This window comes from Streptomyces sp. NPDC059499 (assembly GCF_042749285.1).
Taxonomy (GTDB): Bacteria; Actinomycetota; Actinomycetes; order Streptomycetales; family Streptomycetaceae; genus Streptomyces.
Genome location: NZ_JBHYTT010000017.1, coordinates 24,610 through 40,072, shown reverse-complemented (window position 1 = coordinate 40,072; position 15,463 = coordinate 24,610). Strand labels below are relative to the sequence as shown.

At 70.9% G+C, this 15,463-nt stretch carries 11 protein-coding genes; 7 read left to right on the top strand and 4 right to left on the bottom strand.

Features of this window, described 5'->3' with window-relative positions:
* Window position 1: 1 nt before the first annotated feature.
* Window positions 2-1,438, top strand: coding sequence for a lipase maturation factor family protein (locus ACFW9O_RS30060; protein WP_384613639.1), 1,437 nt, complete (start codon window positions 2-4; stop codon window positions 1,436-1,438).
* Between the two features lie 73 nt (window positions 1,439-1,511).
* On the opposite strand, the gene ACFW9O_RS30055 is transcribed toward ACFW9O_RS30060, so the two are convergent.
* The 3 genes from ACFW9O_RS30055 to ACFW9O_RS30045 form a co-directional block, all read right to left on the bottom strand.
* Complete coding sequence (locus ACFW9O_RS30055; protein WP_329215559.1) at window positions 1,512-1,685, bottom strand: hypothetical protein; 174 nt, start codon at window positions 1,683-1,685, stop codon at window positions 1,512-1,514.
* Between the two features lie 389 nt (window positions 1,686-2,074).
* Window positions 2,075-3,562, bottom strand: a complete 1,488-nt coding sequence (locus ACFW9O_RS30050; RefSeq protein WP_384613638.1) for an SDR family NAD(P)-dependent oxidoreductase — start codon at window positions 3,560-3,562, stop codon at window positions 2,075-2,077.
* A 157-nt stretch (window positions 3,563-3,719) separates the two neighbouring features.
* Window positions 3,720-5,177: an MFS transporter gene (locus ACFW9O_RS30045; protein ID WP_384613636.1), complete on the bottom strand. Its 1,458-nt coding sequence runs from the start codon at window positions 5,175-5,177 to the stop codon at window positions 3,720-3,722.
* A gap of 235 nt (window positions 5,178-5,412) precedes the next feature.
* On the opposite strand from ACFW9O_RS30045, the gene ACFW9O_RS30040 reads away from it, so the two are divergent.
* The 5 genes from ACFW9O_RS30040 to ACFW9O_RS30020 all read left to right on the top strand — a co-directional run bounded on the left by ACFW9O_RS30040 (window position 5,413) and on the right by ACFW9O_RS30020 (window position 11,455).
* Window positions 5,413-6,309 (top strand): RNA polymerase sigma factor SigF, encoded by an 897-nt coding sequence (locus ACFW9O_RS30040; RefSeq protein WP_384613634.1) that lies wholly within the window; start codon window positions 5,413-5,415, stop codon window positions 6,307-6,309.
* A 113-nt stretch (window positions 6,310-6,422) separates the two neighbouring features.
* Window positions 6,423-7,682, top strand: a complete 1,260-nt coding sequence (locus tag ACFW9O_RS30035; RefSeq protein WP_384613633.1) for a PP2C family protein-serine/threonine phosphatase — start codon at window positions 6,423-6,425, stop codon at window positions 7,680-7,682.
* A 59-nt stretch (window positions 7,683-7,741) separates the two neighbouring features.
* Window positions 7,742-9,313 (top strand): CHASE3 domain-containing protein, encoded by a 1,572-nt coding sequence (locus tag ACFW9O_RS30030; RefSeq protein WP_384613806.1) that lies wholly within the window; start codon window positions 7,742-7,744, stop codon window positions 9,311-9,313.
* Window positions 9,314-9,479: 166 nt separating this feature from the next.
* Window positions 9,480-9,935 carry an ATP-binding protein gene (locus tag ACFW9O_RS30025; protein ID WP_351182233.1) on the top strand — a complete coding sequence of 152 codons (456 nt, stop codon included), beginning with the start codon at window positions 9,480-9,482 and terminating at the stop codon, window positions 9,933-9,935.
* A gap of 371 nt (window positions 9,936-10,306) precedes the next feature.
* Window positions 10,307-11,455: a DMT family transporter gene (locus ACFW9O_RS30020; protein ID WP_384613632.1), complete on the top strand. Its 1,149-nt coding sequence runs from the start codon at window positions 10,307-10,309 to the stop codon at window positions 11,453-11,455.
* On the opposite strand, the gene ACFW9O_RS30015 is transcribed toward ACFW9O_RS30020, so the two are convergent.
* The gene (locus tag ACFW9O_RS30015; protein WP_384613630.1) at window positions 11,425-12,744 is read right to left on the bottom strand and encodes a transglycosylase family protein; all 1,320 of its coding nucleotides are present in this window, start codon (window positions 12,742-12,744) and stop codon (window positions 11,425-11,427) included. The genes ACFW9O_RS30020 and ACFW9O_RS30015 overlap by 31 nt on opposite strands.
* Before the next feature lie 210 nt (window positions 12,745-12,954).
* On the opposite strand from ACFW9O_RS30015, the gene ACFW9O_RS30010 reads away from it, so the two are divergent.
* The gene (locus ACFW9O_RS30010; protein WP_384613628.1) at window positions 12,955-15,447 is read left to right on the top strand and encodes a beta-glucosidase; all 2,493 of its coding nucleotides are present in this window, start codon (window positions 12,955-12,957) and stop codon (window positions 15,445-15,447) included.
* The last annotated feature ends 16 nt before the right edge of the window (window positions 15,448-15,463 follow it).

The window sequence follows — 15,463 nt, the reverse complement described above, 5'->3', positions numbered from 1 at the left end:
GATGGAGTGGTTCACCGCAGACGGGTACTGGCTCAGCCGGCTGGTCTTCCAGCGGGCCCTCGCTGCCGTGTACCTGTTCGCCTTCCTGTCGGCCGTCCTCCAGTTCCGGGCGCTGATCGGGGCACGGGGCATGCTCCCCGTGCCCGAGCTGCTGCGGCGCACCCCCTGGCGGGCCGCGCCCGGCCTGTTCCGCCTCCACTACTCCGACCGCTTCTTCGCGCTCGTCGCCTGGACGGGCTGCGCGGTCTCGCTCGCCCTCCTCACGGGCCTGGACGCGTTCCTTCCGCTGTGGGCGGCCATGGTGCTGTGGGCGGTGCCCTGGGTGCTGTACCTGTCGATCGTCCAGGTCGGGCAGGTCTGGTACGGCTTCGGCTGGGAGTCCCTCCTGCTGGAGACGGGCTTCCTCGCCGTGTTCCTCGGCAACGCGGACCACGCGGCCCCGGTCCTGCTGCTGTGGCTGCTGCGCTGGCTGCTCTTCCGGGTGGAGTTCGGCGCCGGCCTCATCAAGATCCGGGGCGACGCGTGCTGGAGACGTCTGACCTGTCTGGATTTCCACCACGAGACGCAGCCGATGCCGGGGCCGCTGAGCTGGTTCTTCCACCACTTGCCGAAGCCCGCCCACCGGGTCGAGGTGGCCGCCAACCATGTCACCCAGCTCGTGGTGCCCTTCCTGCTGTTCACCCCGCAGCCCGTGGCGAGCATCGCCGCGGGCCTCATGGTGGCCACCCAGCTCTGGCTGGTGCTGTCGGGGAACTTCGCCTGGCTGAACTGGCTGACCATCACCCTCGCCCTCGCCGCGATCGACTGGTCCCCGCTCGCCGGCCCGCCGCCCGAGCAGTCGGCTCCACCCCTCTGGTACGAGGTCGTGGTCATGGCGGTGACGGTCCTCGTGCTGGTGCTCAGCTACCGCCCCGCACGCAATCTCCTCTCCCGCCGTCAGGTCATGAACCGGTCCTTCGACCCGCTCCACCTGGTCAACACCTACGGAGCCTTCGGGAGCATCAGCAGGATGCGGCTCGAGGTCGTGGTCGAGGGGACCGACGAGGCCGTGATCCACGAAGGCACCCACTGGCAGGAGTACGGCTTCCGCGGAAAGCCGGGCGACCCGCACCGGATGCCCCGCCAGTTCGCCCCGTACCATCTGCGCCTCGACTGGATGATGTGGTTCGCGGCGCTCTCCCCCGCATACGCCCGGTCCTGGTTCGGGCCGTTCGTCGAACGGCTGCTGCGGGGCGACAAGGACACCCTGCGGCTGCTGCGGCACAACCCCTTCCCCGACGCCCCGCCCGCCCATGTCCGCGCCCAGGTCTTCTACTACCGGTTCACGGACCTGCGGGAGTTGCGCGCCACGGGATGCTGGTGGCAGCGGACCTACGTACGGGACTTCATGCGTCCGGTGGCCAGGCCCGTACCGCTGCGGCCCCGGGGACGGACATGAGAATGCCCCGGCCCCCGCGGGTTCCGATGCGGGGGCCGGGGCTCAGCTCTGTACGACGCTGTGGCGCGAGCGGTCAGTCGATGCCGGGCAGGATGTGCGGCTCGGCGAGATCGTCCTCGTAACCGGCCAGCCTGATCGGCGCCGACCTGGCCCAGACCTCGATGTTCCGGAGCTTCTCGGGCCGATGGGCCCGCGCTCCGGTCCGTTCGGCGGGGCGCTGCTCGCTCTTCGTCATTTCAGGTGTCACCGCGGACTCCTTTGTGTCGCGTAACCCCGGGCGGTGGCGACGCTGCGGCGTGAGAACCGTGTATCGACCGCCCTCTGCGGGGCAGGGGCAGAAACAGTTCGGTCGCGGTGGCGCCGGTACGGGGCGGGACGGCGGCCTGCTTACAGACCTGTCCCAGGACGGCCGAGGAAGTTTTGTGGGTCCCTTGGTGGCGTCCGTTCAATTCAGAGTAACCAAATGAGCGCGATCCCGCTCGACAGAACGTGTGGCCTGGGTCACTTTCAGCCAACGGGGGTCACCACTTGTCCCCCAGGGATCACACAGAGGGACAAAAGCGGCGGCGGCCCATGGGCGTGGGCCGCCGCCGTTCTCGCTGTCCTGCCTGTTCCGTGCGCGGAGGGTGGGTGTCGTCACCAGCCCGCGGGCGCGTAGTCCTTCAGGAAGCAGCCGTAGAGCTCCTCGCCCTCTTCGCCGCGCACGATCGGGTCGTAGACCCGGGCGGCGCCGTCGATGAGGTCGAGCGGGGCGTGGAAGCCCTCCTCGGCGAGGCGGATCTTGTCGGGGTGCGGGCGCTCGTCGGTGATCCAGCCCGTGTCGACGGCCGTCATGAGGATGCGGTCCTTCTCGAACATCTCCTGGGCGCTGGTGCGCGTGAGCATGTTCAGGGCGGCCTTCGCCATGTTGGTGTGCGGGTGGCCCGCACCCTTGTACCCACGGCTGAAGACGCCCTCCATCGCGGACACGTTCACCACGTAGGCGCGCTTCGTCGCCGCGGCCATCGCCGGGCGGAGCCGGCTGATCAGGATGAACGGCGCCGTCGAGTTGCAGAGCTGGACCTCGAGAAGCTCGATCGGCTCGACCTCCTCGACCGTCTGGATCCAGCTGTTGGTGTCGTGCAGGTCGGGCACGAGGCCGCCCGCGTCGATCGCCGTGCCTGCGGCGATGCGGGCAGGAGAGGCGGATCCGGTCACCAGCGCGAGATCGGTGACGTCCTGGGCGCTCAGTCCCTCGCCCTGCTTGCGCGCGGCGGGGAGCGCGGCGACACGGTCGACCGAGCCGCTGCCGAAGGTGCCGATGACCTGCGCCGCGGGGAGCTCGCCCGCGGGCAGCGGGGCGGACTCGGCACTCAGCAGCTCGCTGTAGGCCTGCGGGGAGCGGCGCACCGTCTGGGCGGCGTTGTTGATCAGGATGTCCAGCGGGCCCTCGGCGGCGACGGAGTCGGCGAGCGCGACGACCTGCGCCGGGTCGCGCAGGTCGATCCCGACGATCTTCAGGCGGTGGATCCACTCGTCACTGTCCGGCATCGCCTTGAAGCGGCGGATGGCGTCGTTGGGGAAGCGGGTGGTGATGGTGGTGTGGGCGCCGTCGCGCAGCAGCCGCAACGCGATGTACATGCCGATCTTGGCCCGGCCGCCGGTGAGCAGCGCCCGGCGCCCGGTGAGGTCGGTGCGGGCGTCACGCCGGGCCCGGTTCTCCGCGGCGCACTTCTGGCAGAGCTGGTGGTAGAAGGCGTCCACCTCGACGTAACGGGTCTTGCAGATGTAGCAGGACCGGGGGCGCTGGAGTATGCCCGCGATCTCGGCGGTGGCCGAGGACGACGGGAGCACGCCCTGCGTCTCGTCGTCGATGCGCTCGGCGGAGCCGGTCGCGGTGGCCTCGGTGACGGCCTTGTCGTGCGCGGTCTTGGCGGCCCGGCGCTCCTGGCGGCGGCGCTGCTTCACGGTGCGGTAGACACCGGCGGTGGCCCGGCGTACGGCGATGGCGTCCGGGTGGTCGACCTCGATGGCGTCCAGCTCGTCGAGCACGCTCAGACAGACGGCCAGCCGCTCCGGGTCGATACCGGGACCGAACTCGTCGATACCGGGAGCGAACTCCTGGCTGTCCTGTGTCACCGTCATTGCCGTTCCTCTGTTACTCGTCACTCGTGCCGCTGCAGGGCTTCGGTGGGGAGGAGGTCCGGCCGGGAGCCGGCGGGGGCCGGCGCGCTACGGGCCGAATGCCCCGGTCAAGTCTGCCATGAGTCGGGCGCTGCTCCGTTCGGGTCGCCCACGCCCCCTACCCCTCCTCGGCGGAGAGCGGGGTCGCGATGTCCTCGAGGGACTTCTGCGCGGCGGGCACCGCGAAGAAGAGCGCGACCAGGCCCGCGGCCACCATCAGCCCGGCGCCGATGGAGAACGCCAGGGCCGTGTCGCCGACCACGCCGCTGGACGTGAGGTGCGCGAAGACCAAAGGCCCCGTGATGCCGCCGGCCGCCGTGCCCACGGCGTAGAAGAAGGCGATGGCCATGGCCCTCGTCTCCATCGGGAAGATCTCGCTGACGGTCAGGTAGGCGGAGCTGGCACCCGCGGAGGCGAAGAAGAGGACCAGACACCAGCACCCCGTCATGGTGGCGGCGTTGAGCGAGCCCGCGTCGAAGAGCCAGGCGGTGGCGAAGAGCAGCAACCCGGAGAGGATGTAGGTCCCCGCGATCATCGGCTTGCGCCCCAACGTGTCGAACAGCCGGCCGAGGAAGAGCGGTCCCAGGAAGTTGCAGAACGCGATGACGGCGAAGAAGTAGCCGGTGGACCCGCTGGAGACGTCGAAGAACGTCACCAGGATCGAGCCGAATCCGAAGGTGATGGCGTTGTAGAGGAAGGCCTGCCCGATGAAGAGGGCCAGCCCCAGAACCGCCCGCTTGGGATAGGAGCGGAAGACGGTGCGGGCGATCAGGCCGAACCCGACGCTCTGGTGCCGGCGCACGGTGATCGTCCGGTCGGCGCGCGGCAGGGGGCGGCCGGTCTCCTCCTCGACCTCCCGCTCCACCCCGTCGACGAGCCGTTCCGCCTCCTCGTCGCGCCCGTGGATGAACATCCAGCGCGGGCTCTCCGGTACGTGGCGGCGGACCAGCAGGATGACGAGCCCGAGGACCACACCCAGGGCGAACGTGAGCCGCCAGCCGATGTCCGGGGGGAAGAGGTCGGTGTTCAGCGCGAGAACGGAAAGCAGGGATCCGGCCACGGCCCCGAGCCAGAAGCTGCCGTTGATGATGAGGTCGACACGGCCCCGGTACTTGCTGGGGATCAGCTCGTCGATGGCCGAGTTGATCGCCGCGTACTCCCCGCCGATCCCGAAGCCGGTCAGGAATCGGAAGAGGAAGAACCACCACGCCGAGAAGGAGAGCGCGGTGAGCGCGGTGGCACCCAGGTAGACGGCGAGAGTGATCATGAAGAGCTTCTTGCGCCCGAAGCGGTCGGTCAGCCACCCGAAGACCAGCGCACCGGAGCAGGCGCCCGCCACGTACAGCGCGGCGGCGATGCCGGTGACCTGGGCGTCGGTGATGGCCAGTCCGCTGCCGTCCTCGGACAGCCGACTGGCGATGCTGCCGACCACCGTGACCTCGAGACCGTCGAGGATCCAGACGGTCCCGAGGCCGATCACGATCATCCAGTGCCACCGCGACCAAGGGAGCCGGTCCAGCCTGGCCGGGATCCTGGTCGTGACGGTCGTCCCACCCGCTGCGCCGGTATCGCTCATGGGCCCCTCCTCTGTTTCCGGAACACCACAGGTGCCCGGAATGAGGCGCGGCTCACACATCGGTTCGGAATGGGCATGCGAAATCCCCCTGAATCACCACAGATCGCTCCCTCTGATGGTCGCAATCACCTCGGGCCGCCGACCACGGAGAAAAATTTCGGGGCCGGGTGACATCAATTCCGAATACCGGGGCATGCGCCCGTCACCACATTCGGATCCAGGGGAGGGCGACACCATGACGGCCATGTCAGTGCGAACCACCGAGGCAGTCGGCACAGCCGCGGCGCGGTACGACGAGGCCGGTGCCGGGTTCGAGGAGTCCTCACTGCCGCAGATCAAGGACACGGGCAAGGTCGCCCCCCAGGACGCGCGGGCCATGTCGAAGATCTTCTTCGACCGGCTCCAGGTCCTCGAGGAAGGCACCCACGAGTACCAGTACGCGCGCAACACACTGATCGAGATGAATCTCTCGCTGGTGCGCTTCGCCGCCTCGCGGTTCCGCAACCGGGGCGGTGACGACACCGAGGACATCGTCCAGGTGGGCACGATCGGCCTGATCAAGGCGATCGACCGGTTCGACCTCTCCCGCGAGGTGGAGTTCGCCACCTTCGCGGTGCCGTACATCGTCGGTGAGATCAAGCGCTTCTTCCGCGACACGACCTGGTCGGTCCATGTCCCGCGCCGGCTCCAGGAACTGCGCGTCGAACTCGCCAAGGCCAAGGAGCACCTGTCCGCCGAGCTCGACCGCGACCCCACGGTGCGGGAGCTCGCCGCTCATCTGGATCTCCCCGAGGAGGAGATCATCGAAGGGCTGGTCGCGGCGAACGGCTACTCGGCCGGCTCGCTGGACACCCCGAGCGCCGACAGCGACTCCGGCAACGACCAGCGTTCGTACGCCGATCTCCTCGGTGAGGACGACCCCGCCATGGAGAGTGTCGAGAACCTGCAGACGCTGGCCCCGCTCCTCGAGCAACTGGACGAGCGGGAGCGGAAGATCGTCCAGATGCGCTTCGGCCAGGAAATGACGCAGTCCCAGATCGGAGCGGAGCTGGGCGTCTCCCAGATGCACGTCTCACGCCTGCTCAGCAGGATCGTGCAGCGACTGCGTACGGGTATGTGCGTCGAGGCCTGAGAAACGAGCACACTCTGTGACCGGTGCCCGGCTGACCAGCCGGGCACCGGTCACATATGCTTCCAGGCGTTACGGCACGGGTCGCCCCGTGCCGTCCGTCGAGGGGGTGGAGCGTGGCCGATCTGCCGCTGGGCACCGCTGCACGTGCGAAGGAGCCCACCGGGATCCCCGCGCAGCAGGGTGTCGCCATCGCAGCCGCGTCCGTCTGGGACGCCCGCGCGGCCGCCATTCTCCTGGTCGAGGACGACTCCGGGGACGCTCTGCTCGTCGAGGAGCTGCTGGCCGACAGTGAGCTGGACTCCTCGTTCACCTGGTGCAAGTCGCTGGCCGAGGCGCGGCGCTATCTGCAGTCCTGCCGCACCCCTGTCTGCGTCCTGCTGGATCTGCATCTGCCCGATGTGCACGGCCTCGATGCCGTCAGACAGCTCGTCGAGTCGGCACCGGATGCCGCCATCGTGGTCACCACGGGTCTCGCCGAGGCGGAGACCGGACTGTCCGCGGTGGCGCACGGCGCCCAGGACTACCTCGTCAAGGGCCGGATCGATCCCGAGGCTCTGGGCCGCGCGGTCCGCTACGCACTCCAGCGCAAGCAGGCCGAACGGTCTGCGTCCGCGATGCGGACGAGTCAGCTGATAGCCCAGGAGAACGCCCGGCTGGAACGGGCGCTGCTGCCCATCCCGCTGCTGAGCGACGACAGTTTCGGTGTGGCCGCACGCTACGAGGCAGGGCGCGCCCACGGGCTGCTGAGCGGCGACTTCTACGACGTGATCCAGACGGCCGACGGTGCGGTGCACGCCGTGATCGGCGACGTGTCGGGACACGGTGCCGCGGAGGCCGCGCTGGGTGTCTGTCTGCGGGTGGCCTGGCGCACCGCCGTACTGACCGGGGTCACCCAGCTCGAGAAGATCGGTCTCCTTGAGCAGATACTCGTCGCCGAGCGGTCCGATCCCCATGTCTTCGCCACCGTCACGGCGCTCGTCTTCCCGCCGGGCCGTGACCGGGTACGGATCGCGCGGGCCGGTCACCCCGGCCTGCTGATGCGTCGCGGCACGGACGTCAGCTGGGTGGAACCCCCGGCCGGCATGGCGTTGGGGCTCCTGCCCGGGGCCGGGCGCTGGACGGTCTCGGAGCTTGACCTCTTCCCGGACAGCGAACTCGTCCTGTTCACCGACGGCCTGTTCGAAGGACGCACGGGGCCGCAGTCCCGGCTCGGCGAGGAAGGGCTGCTGGCCATGGCCCGTCGCCACGGGGCCCTGCCGCCCCGGGCCTTCGTCGACGCCCTCGTCGCCGAGGCCACCGAGAGCGCCTCGCCGTACGGGGGGCTGGCCGACGATGTCGCCGTCCTGCATCTGGGCTGGCGAGCGGACTCGTGACGAAGGACGGCAGCACGCCCGGGACGGACGAGCGGCCGGGTCCGCTGGCACGACTGTCGGTGCAGCACTGGGTCCATCTGATCCTGGCCGGCTTCGTGCTGATGGTCTGCGGGTGCCTGGTCGTCGGCGGCCTCGTCCTCTCCCGCATATCCGACCGGACCACGGAGCTCGTGGACCGTATCCAGCCCGCCCGCTCCTGGTCGTACCAGCTGCAGAACTCCCTTCTGGACCAGGAGACCGGGGTGCGCGGCTTCGCGCTCACCGGAGACGCGTCGTTCCTGGAGCCCTACGAGGAGGGCGTGCGGGCCGAACGGCAGAGGCTGGACCGGGTCCGCGCTCTCGTCGGGGACGATCAGCCCTTCGCCGGGGACCTGGACCGGATCGAGACGGCCTCCCGGCAGTGGCGCCTGCTCCGGGCCGAGCCGCTGATCGCCGGTGTCCGCGGGGCCGGGCCCGCGGGCGAGTCCTCGGAGCCGATCCGGCAGAGCAAGGCGGAGTTCGACACGCTGCGACAGCTGTACACGGAGCAGCAGTCCCATCTGGACGTCGCCCGCGATCAGGCCCGTGCCGATCTCGGTGTGGCACGCACGACCCGGGACCGGGTGCTCCTCGCCTTGGTGATCGGCTTCGTGCTGGCCGTCGTGTCGCTCAGTCTGCTGCTGCACCGGATGGTGGGCCGGCCCCTCAACGCCTTGACCGCGGCGTCGGACACCGTCCGGTCGGGCACCTTCGCCGGGCGGATCGAGGTCCGCGGTCCCTCCGACGTCCGGGCGGTGGCTGCCGCGGTGGAGGACATGCGCCGCCGCCTGGTGGCGGAGCTCGCCGAGTCACGGGAGCGGGAGACCCTGCTGGCCGAACAGGCCGAGGAGCTGCGCCGGTCCAACTCCGAGCTGGAGCAGTTCGCCTACGTCGCCTCGCACGACCTGCAGGAGCCCTTGCGCAAGGTGGCGTCCTTCTGCCGGCTGCTGGAGAAGCGGTACGGCACGGAGCTGGACGAACGCGGCAAGCAGTACATCGACTTCGCGGTGGACGGCGCCGTACGGATGCGGGTGCTCATCGAGGACCTGCTCACCTTCTCCCGGGTGGGACGGGTCCACGAGAGCTGGAAGCCCGTCGATCTCGACCGTTCGCTGGACCGGGCCCTCGCCAATCTCGCCCTGGCCGTCGAGGAGTCGGGGGCCACCGTCGTACGCGAGGACCGGCTGCCGGAGCTGCTCGGCGACGGGACGTCGCTGACGATGGTCTGGCAGAACCTCATCGGCAACGCGGTCAAGTTCCGCCGTCCGGACGTGCCGTGCCGGATCACCGTCGGATGTGTGCGGGAGGGTGAGGACTGGCATCTGACGGTCGCCGACACCGGCATCGGGATCGCGCCGGAGTTCTCGGACAAGGTGTTCGTCATCTTCCAGCGCCTGCACGACCGGGACGCCTACGAGGGCACGGGCATCGGGCTCGCCCTGTGCCGCAAGATCGTCGAGTTCCACGGTGGCCGGATCTGGCTGGACCCGCACCCGGACGAAGGCACGCTCGTCCACTTCACCCTGCCCGTCCTCCCCGAGGCCCCCACGCACACCACGGCGGAACTGCTCGCGCCCGCCCTGGTCAGTCCGCAGTCGGGGGACGCGCCGTGAACCGTCGGACCGGCGCGGCAGATCGACGACTTCTCCATGAGCGTGGTAAGGACGCCCCGTCGTGCGTAAGATCTGAGAGATCTCCCGGAGTGGGATCTCTCGACGCGGGTAGACGAACGGCGAGAAGAGGTCTTCGACCTCCCCTGCGGCGCCCTGGCTGGAGCACATGAACGAACAGGCCACCTCACGGCCGGACGACCCCGTGCAGGGGTCTTCGGTCACGGAGGTTCTGCTCGCTGCCGAGGTGTTCGACGGCGAACCGGGATGCATCGCGCAGGCCCGAGCCCTGGCCGACCGTTTCCTGGCGCGGCTCGCTGCGGAGTGGCTCGCGGTCCTCGGTGAGCACACCCGCAGCGATCTGATGCTGGCGGTGAGCGAACTCGTCACCAACGCGGACCGCTACAGCCACGGCCCCTACCTGCTGGAGCTCGAGGGGAACGCGGACCGCATCAGCATCACGGTGTACGACAGCAGTACGGCACTTCCCGTCCTCTACGCCCCCGATCCCGCCCGTCTCGGCGGTCACGGCATGGAGATCGTGGTGGCGCTCTGCGACCGTGTGACGGCCGAGCGGGTCCCTGTGGGCAAGCGCATCCGGGCCGAATTCCAGCTCAGCACCTGAACCCCTTGGCGGCGCCCCGCCCCGGACCGTGTGGTCCGGGGCGGGGCGCCGCTGTCGTTCGGCGCGGGGCAGGCGGGGCGTCGGCGGGAGCCGTGCCCCGTGCGGAGGGCCCGCTGTCCACGTTCATGGCACACAGAACTCGGCGGGCCTCCCGGGATCTGATTTGTCCCGTTCCTTCGGTTTTCGGGCACTCACCGCATCGGACCGTCAGCGCTCTGTGCGACTCGCGGCCCAACTTCTGAGGCCCGGGGCGAGGAGGACTACCGTCGAGAGGAGGACGTAGGAGTGATGTACGTACTACTGGAGCAGTACGCCGAATCGCCGCCTCAAGGACGACGACTGAGCGACTCCGACAGGACATCGTGGTGTACATGAGTTCCCTTGCGTTGTCCGTGCTGCTGTCACTGGTCTCCGCGGTCGCCTATGCGGCCGGGGCGATCGTCCAGGAGCGCGTGGCCGCGGGCGGCAACGACCGCCCGTACGCACCGGTGCGCAACGTCGTCTGGTGGGCGGCCGTCGCGCTCAACGGTGTGGGTGCGGTGCTGCACGTGGTGGCACTGGCCTACGGACCCCTCAGCCTCGTCCAGCCGCTCGGTGCCCTGACCATCGTCTTCGCCCTGCCGATGGCGGCGCTCTTCGTCCGGCGCAGGGCGGGGAGGACTGCCTGGCGCGGCGCGATCATGGCCACGGTGGGTCTGGCCGGCCTGCTGGCCCTCACGGGGAACGCGGGCTCACACTCCCTGGCGGGACCCGAGCAGCTGGCGCTTGCGGCCGGGACGTTCGGTGCGGTGGCGGTCGTGACCGTTCTCGCCAAGGGCCTGCACCGCCCCATGGCGCGCAGCGTGGTGCTGGCGACGGGCGCCGGAGTGGCCTTCGGCATGGCTTCGGTGTTCACCAAGACCGTGGCGATGGAATGGACGTCCGGCTCGGTGGGGTCGGGGCTGCCGACGCTGCTGGTGATCGCGGGCCTGGCCGCCTCGGGGCTGCTCCTCTCCCAGGCCGCGTACCGCGGCGCCGGGCTGACCGCCCCGCTCGCGACGGTCACCGTGGTCAATCCGGTGGTCGCCGCCGCGGTGGGTCTCACGCTCTTCGGGGAGCAGTTCCGCTACGGCATCACCGGCACGGTACTGGCGCTCGGCTGCGGTGCGGTGGCGGCGGGCGGGCTGGTCCTGCTGACCACACAGAGGCTGACCGCGGAGCGTACGGGGGCCCGGCATCCGGTGTCACGGCGGCCCGCAGCCGATACGAGCGGTGAGGCCCCACAGGCCCATGGGAGCCGGGCCGTGGTGGTCCCCGAGCCGCCGAAGCCCCTGCCCTCCCCCGCGAAGGCGGTACCGGACCCGTTTCCGGCACCGACCGCCCTGCCGCTGAACCGCACGGCGGGGCGTGTGGAGTTCAAGGGACAGCGGGAACGGCCGTTGGCAGGCCCTGCCCGCCGCGGTGACTTAACCCGCCCGGAGTCGGGCGTACCGGGGCCGCACGGCGGTGTTCAGATGCTGACGCCGCCTGCCCTGAGATAGGCGAGCGGGTCGACGTCCGAGCCGTAGCCGGGGCCGGTCCGGATCTCGAAGTGCAGATGCGGGCCGGTGCTGTTGCCGGTAGATCCCGAGCGCGCGATCCGCTGGCCGCCGCCCACCTGCTGACCCTCGCGCACGTGGAGCGAGGACAGGTGCGCGTACTGGCTGTACCTGCCGTCGCTGTGGCGAATGACGATCTCGTAGCCGTACGCTCCTGCCCAGCCGGCCGAAACGACCTTCCCGGACGCCACGGCCTTCACCGAGGTACCGGTGGGCACGGGGAAGTCGACGCCCGTGTGGTAGCCGCTGGACCATGAACCCGCCTGGTGGTACGGGGTTCCGGTGCGGGCCGTCACGGGTGCGGTGAGGCCGGAGTGCTGCTTGGCCGACTGCTTGGGCTTGGCGGCGGGCTTCGCGGCCCGCTCGGGCGCGGCCTTCTGCGTGGCTTTCGGCGCGGCGGCCTTCTGCGCGGCCCGTTGTTTCGGCGTGACCTGCTTCGAGGCGTCGCGCTCCGGGCTCGCCGAACCGGCGCGCTCCCGCCAGGACTCGTTCGTCGCCGCGGGCTCCGCGGTCTTGGGTGTCTCCGCCACCTCGAGGCTCAGCCGCTGTCCCGGCAGGATGAGGTCGGGGTTGTCGCCGACGACGGCGCGGTTCGCCGAGTAGAGGCGCTGCCAGCCGCCCTGGACGCGTTCGGCCTCGGCTATGCCGGAGAGGGAGTCGCCACGGGCCACGGTGTACGACTCGCGCTTGCCCGGAACAGCGGTCGGCGATGCGGACGCCTTGTCCGCCCGGGTGTCCGGGGCGGCCTTCGCCGAGCCGGACCGCGGTGCGGCCTTCGGTTCGGCCTTCGCACCCGTCTTCGCCGTGTCGACGGCTGTGCGTTTCGTCTGCGGCGCGATGTCGGGGGCGTCGCCGCCCCGCGTCAGTCCGGCCCGCACCGAGCAGGTCGGCCAGGCGCCGGGCCCCTGCCCCTCCAGCACCTTCTCGGCGACGGCGATCTGCTGGTCCTTGGTGGCCAGGTCGGCGCGCGCGGCGTAGGCCGTGCCGCCGAAGGCCGCCCAGGTCGAGCGGGTGAACTGCAGGCCGCCGTAGTAGCCGTTACCGGTGTTGATGTGCCAGTTGCTCGTCGACTCGCACGCGGCGACCTTCTCCCACACGTCGGTCGAGGCGGCTCCTGCCGACGCGGCCGTGAGGAGCGGTAGCGCGATGCCCGCGCCGCCCGCCGTGACCGTGAGCGAGGCACGGTTGATCCGGCTGGGCTGATATCTGCGGTGCCGTCCGTTCGCGGCCATGACTTGGCTCCCCCACTGGCAGTAGGACACGTCGCAAGCGGCCAACTTAGGTGCAGACAAGGGGTGGTGACAAGTGAGTGGCCACTGTGCCGTCGCGCGCGTCCTCCACCGCGCGACCCCATTGACAGAGCCGACACCGGCCAGCGACGCTGTGCCGAGCATGCCGGGAGAGCGCTCTCCAACCGGGGCGCGGGTGAGGGGCTGGGCCGCATGACGGATGAAGAGATCGACCGCCTGCTGGAAAAGCTGGACCTCGGGCAGAAGGTGCGCCTGCTGACGGGTGCCACGACCTGGCGGACGCACGGGGAACCGGCCGCCGGTCTGCGCCCGTTGACGTTCTCCGACGGGCCCGCAGGGGTGCGGGGCGAGGCCTGGGACGAACGCGAGACCTCGCTCGTCCTGCCCTCGCCGACCGCGCTCGCCGCCGCGTGGGACGAGCCGCTGGTGACCGAGCTGGGTGCGCTGCTCGCGGCCGAGGCCCGCGGGAAGGGCGTCGACGTCCTCCTCGCCCCCACCCTCAACCTGCACCGATCGCCTCTGGCCGGGCGGCACTTCGAGTGCTTCTCGGAGGACCCGCTGCTCACCGGGCGCACGGGGGCCGCGTTGATCAGGGGTATCCAGTCGGGCGGCGTGGCCGCCACGGCCAAGCACTTCGTCGGCAACGACTCCGAGACCGACCGGCTGACCGTCGACGTCCGGATCGACGAGCAGACCCTGCGGGAGGTCTATCTCGCCCCGTTCGAGGCGGCCGTCGAGGCAGGCGTGTGGGCGGTCATGTCCGCGTACAACCAGGTCAACGGCTGCACCATGGCCGCATCGCCGCTGCTGGACCGGCCCCTGAAGAGCGAGTGGGCGTTCGACGGGCCCGTGATCTCCGACTGGGGCGCCGTCCGCACGCTGCTCGACACCGCGGGCTCGGCCCAGGACCTTGCCATGCCGGGTCCGCACGGCCCATGGGCGGCCGGCCTGCTCGCCGCCGCGGAACAGGGGCTCGTGGACCGGCAGTTGCTGGACGACAAGGTCCGGAGGCTGCTGCGGCTGGCCGGCCGGGTGGGTGCGCTGGGACGCCCGGAGCTGGTGTGGCGTCCCGCCGTCTCCCCCGTCACCCATCGCGCTCTGCTGCGCAGGGCCGCCGCGGCGGGTGCCGTCCTGCTGCGCAACGAGGGCGGGCTCCTGCCGCTGGATCCGGCGGGGCTGCGCAGCATCGCCGTGATCGGGGCGCCTGCCCGCGAGGTGCGGATCCAGGGCGGGGGCAGTGCGGAGGTGTTCCCGGCCTCCGTCGTGTCACCGCTGGAGGGGATCCAACGGGCGGTGGGCGGCGGCACACGGGTGACGTACGCCCCGGGCCAGGCACCCTCCTCCCTGCCGCGCCCCCTGGACCGGTCCTGGTCCCGTGATCCACGCAGCGGCGAACCCGGGGTGCTCGTACGGCTGCTGGACGAGGCGGGCGCCGAACTCCACGCGGAGCACCGGCTGTCCGGCCGGATCGTGGAGCCGTCGGTGAGGGTGGACGGGGCCGCGACGGTGGAGATCCGGTCGCTGGTCAAGCCGGACACCGGCGGCAGGTGGACCTGGGCGGTCGGCGGCTGGGGGCCCCTGTCGCTGAGCGTCGACGGCCAAGAGGTGCTCGGCGGGACGTTCCCGCTCGACAGCGACGATCCGACGCGTGTCCATGTCGCTCCTCCTTACCGGCTGGCGGAGGCGGTGTTGAGGGCGGACACCGAGGTCGAGGTCGTCGCCCGGCGCGGCCTGGCACCGGGGACCGGTGTGGCGACGGTTCTGGCGGCGGCTCCCCCGGCGGGTGACGACGCCGCGGCACTCGCGGCCGCCGTGGCCGCGGCGCGGTCCTCGGATGTCGCGGTGGTCGTCGTGGGGACCACCGAGGAGAGCGAGTCGGAGGGCCACGACCGCGAGGGCCTCAGCCTGCCGGACGGCCGTGACGCGCTCGTCCGGGCGGTCGTGCGGGCCAACCCGCGCACGGTGGTGATCGTGAACTCCGGCGGCCCGGTGGCCCTTCCGTGGCACACCCTGGTCCCCTCCCTGCTGCTGGCCTGGTTCCCCGGCCAGGAAGCCGGCGACGGGCTCGCGGACGTCCTGTTCGGCCGTACCGAGCCGGGTGGCCGGCTGCCGACCACGTGGGGCGTCGCCCAGGAGGACGTGCCGGTGCTCACGACCTGCCCGGACGCGGGGGTGCTGCGCTACGAGGAGGGCCCGGACATCGGATATCGCGCCTGGCTGCGGTCCGGTACGGCGCCGGCCTACTGGTTCGGGCACGGACTCGGCTACACGCGGTGGGAGTACGAGGAGTTGTCGCCGCCGCAATCGGTGCGGGCAGGGGATGCCTTCGACGTACGGGCACGGCTGCGCAACACGGGAGGGCGGCGCGGGCGTGAGGTCGTTCAGGTCTACCTGTCCCGGCCCGCCTCCGGGGCGGAAGGGCCGGTGCGCAAGCTGATCGGTTACGCGGCGGTCGAGGCGGACCCGGGGCAGAGCACCGTCGCGGTGGTCCGGGTCTCGGGCCGGGCGGCGGCCCACTGGTCGGCGGTGCGGTCGCGATGGGAGACGGATCCCGGCGAAGTCCGGCTGCTCGCCGGCCGGTCGGCCGGCGACCTGCCGCTGGAGGCGGTGCTCACCTTGGGCGAGCCGTCGCCCGAGCGCGGGACCGCCGGGAAGGGAGAGCGCTCTCCTCAACTGCTCCACTGATGCTATAAATGCGCTC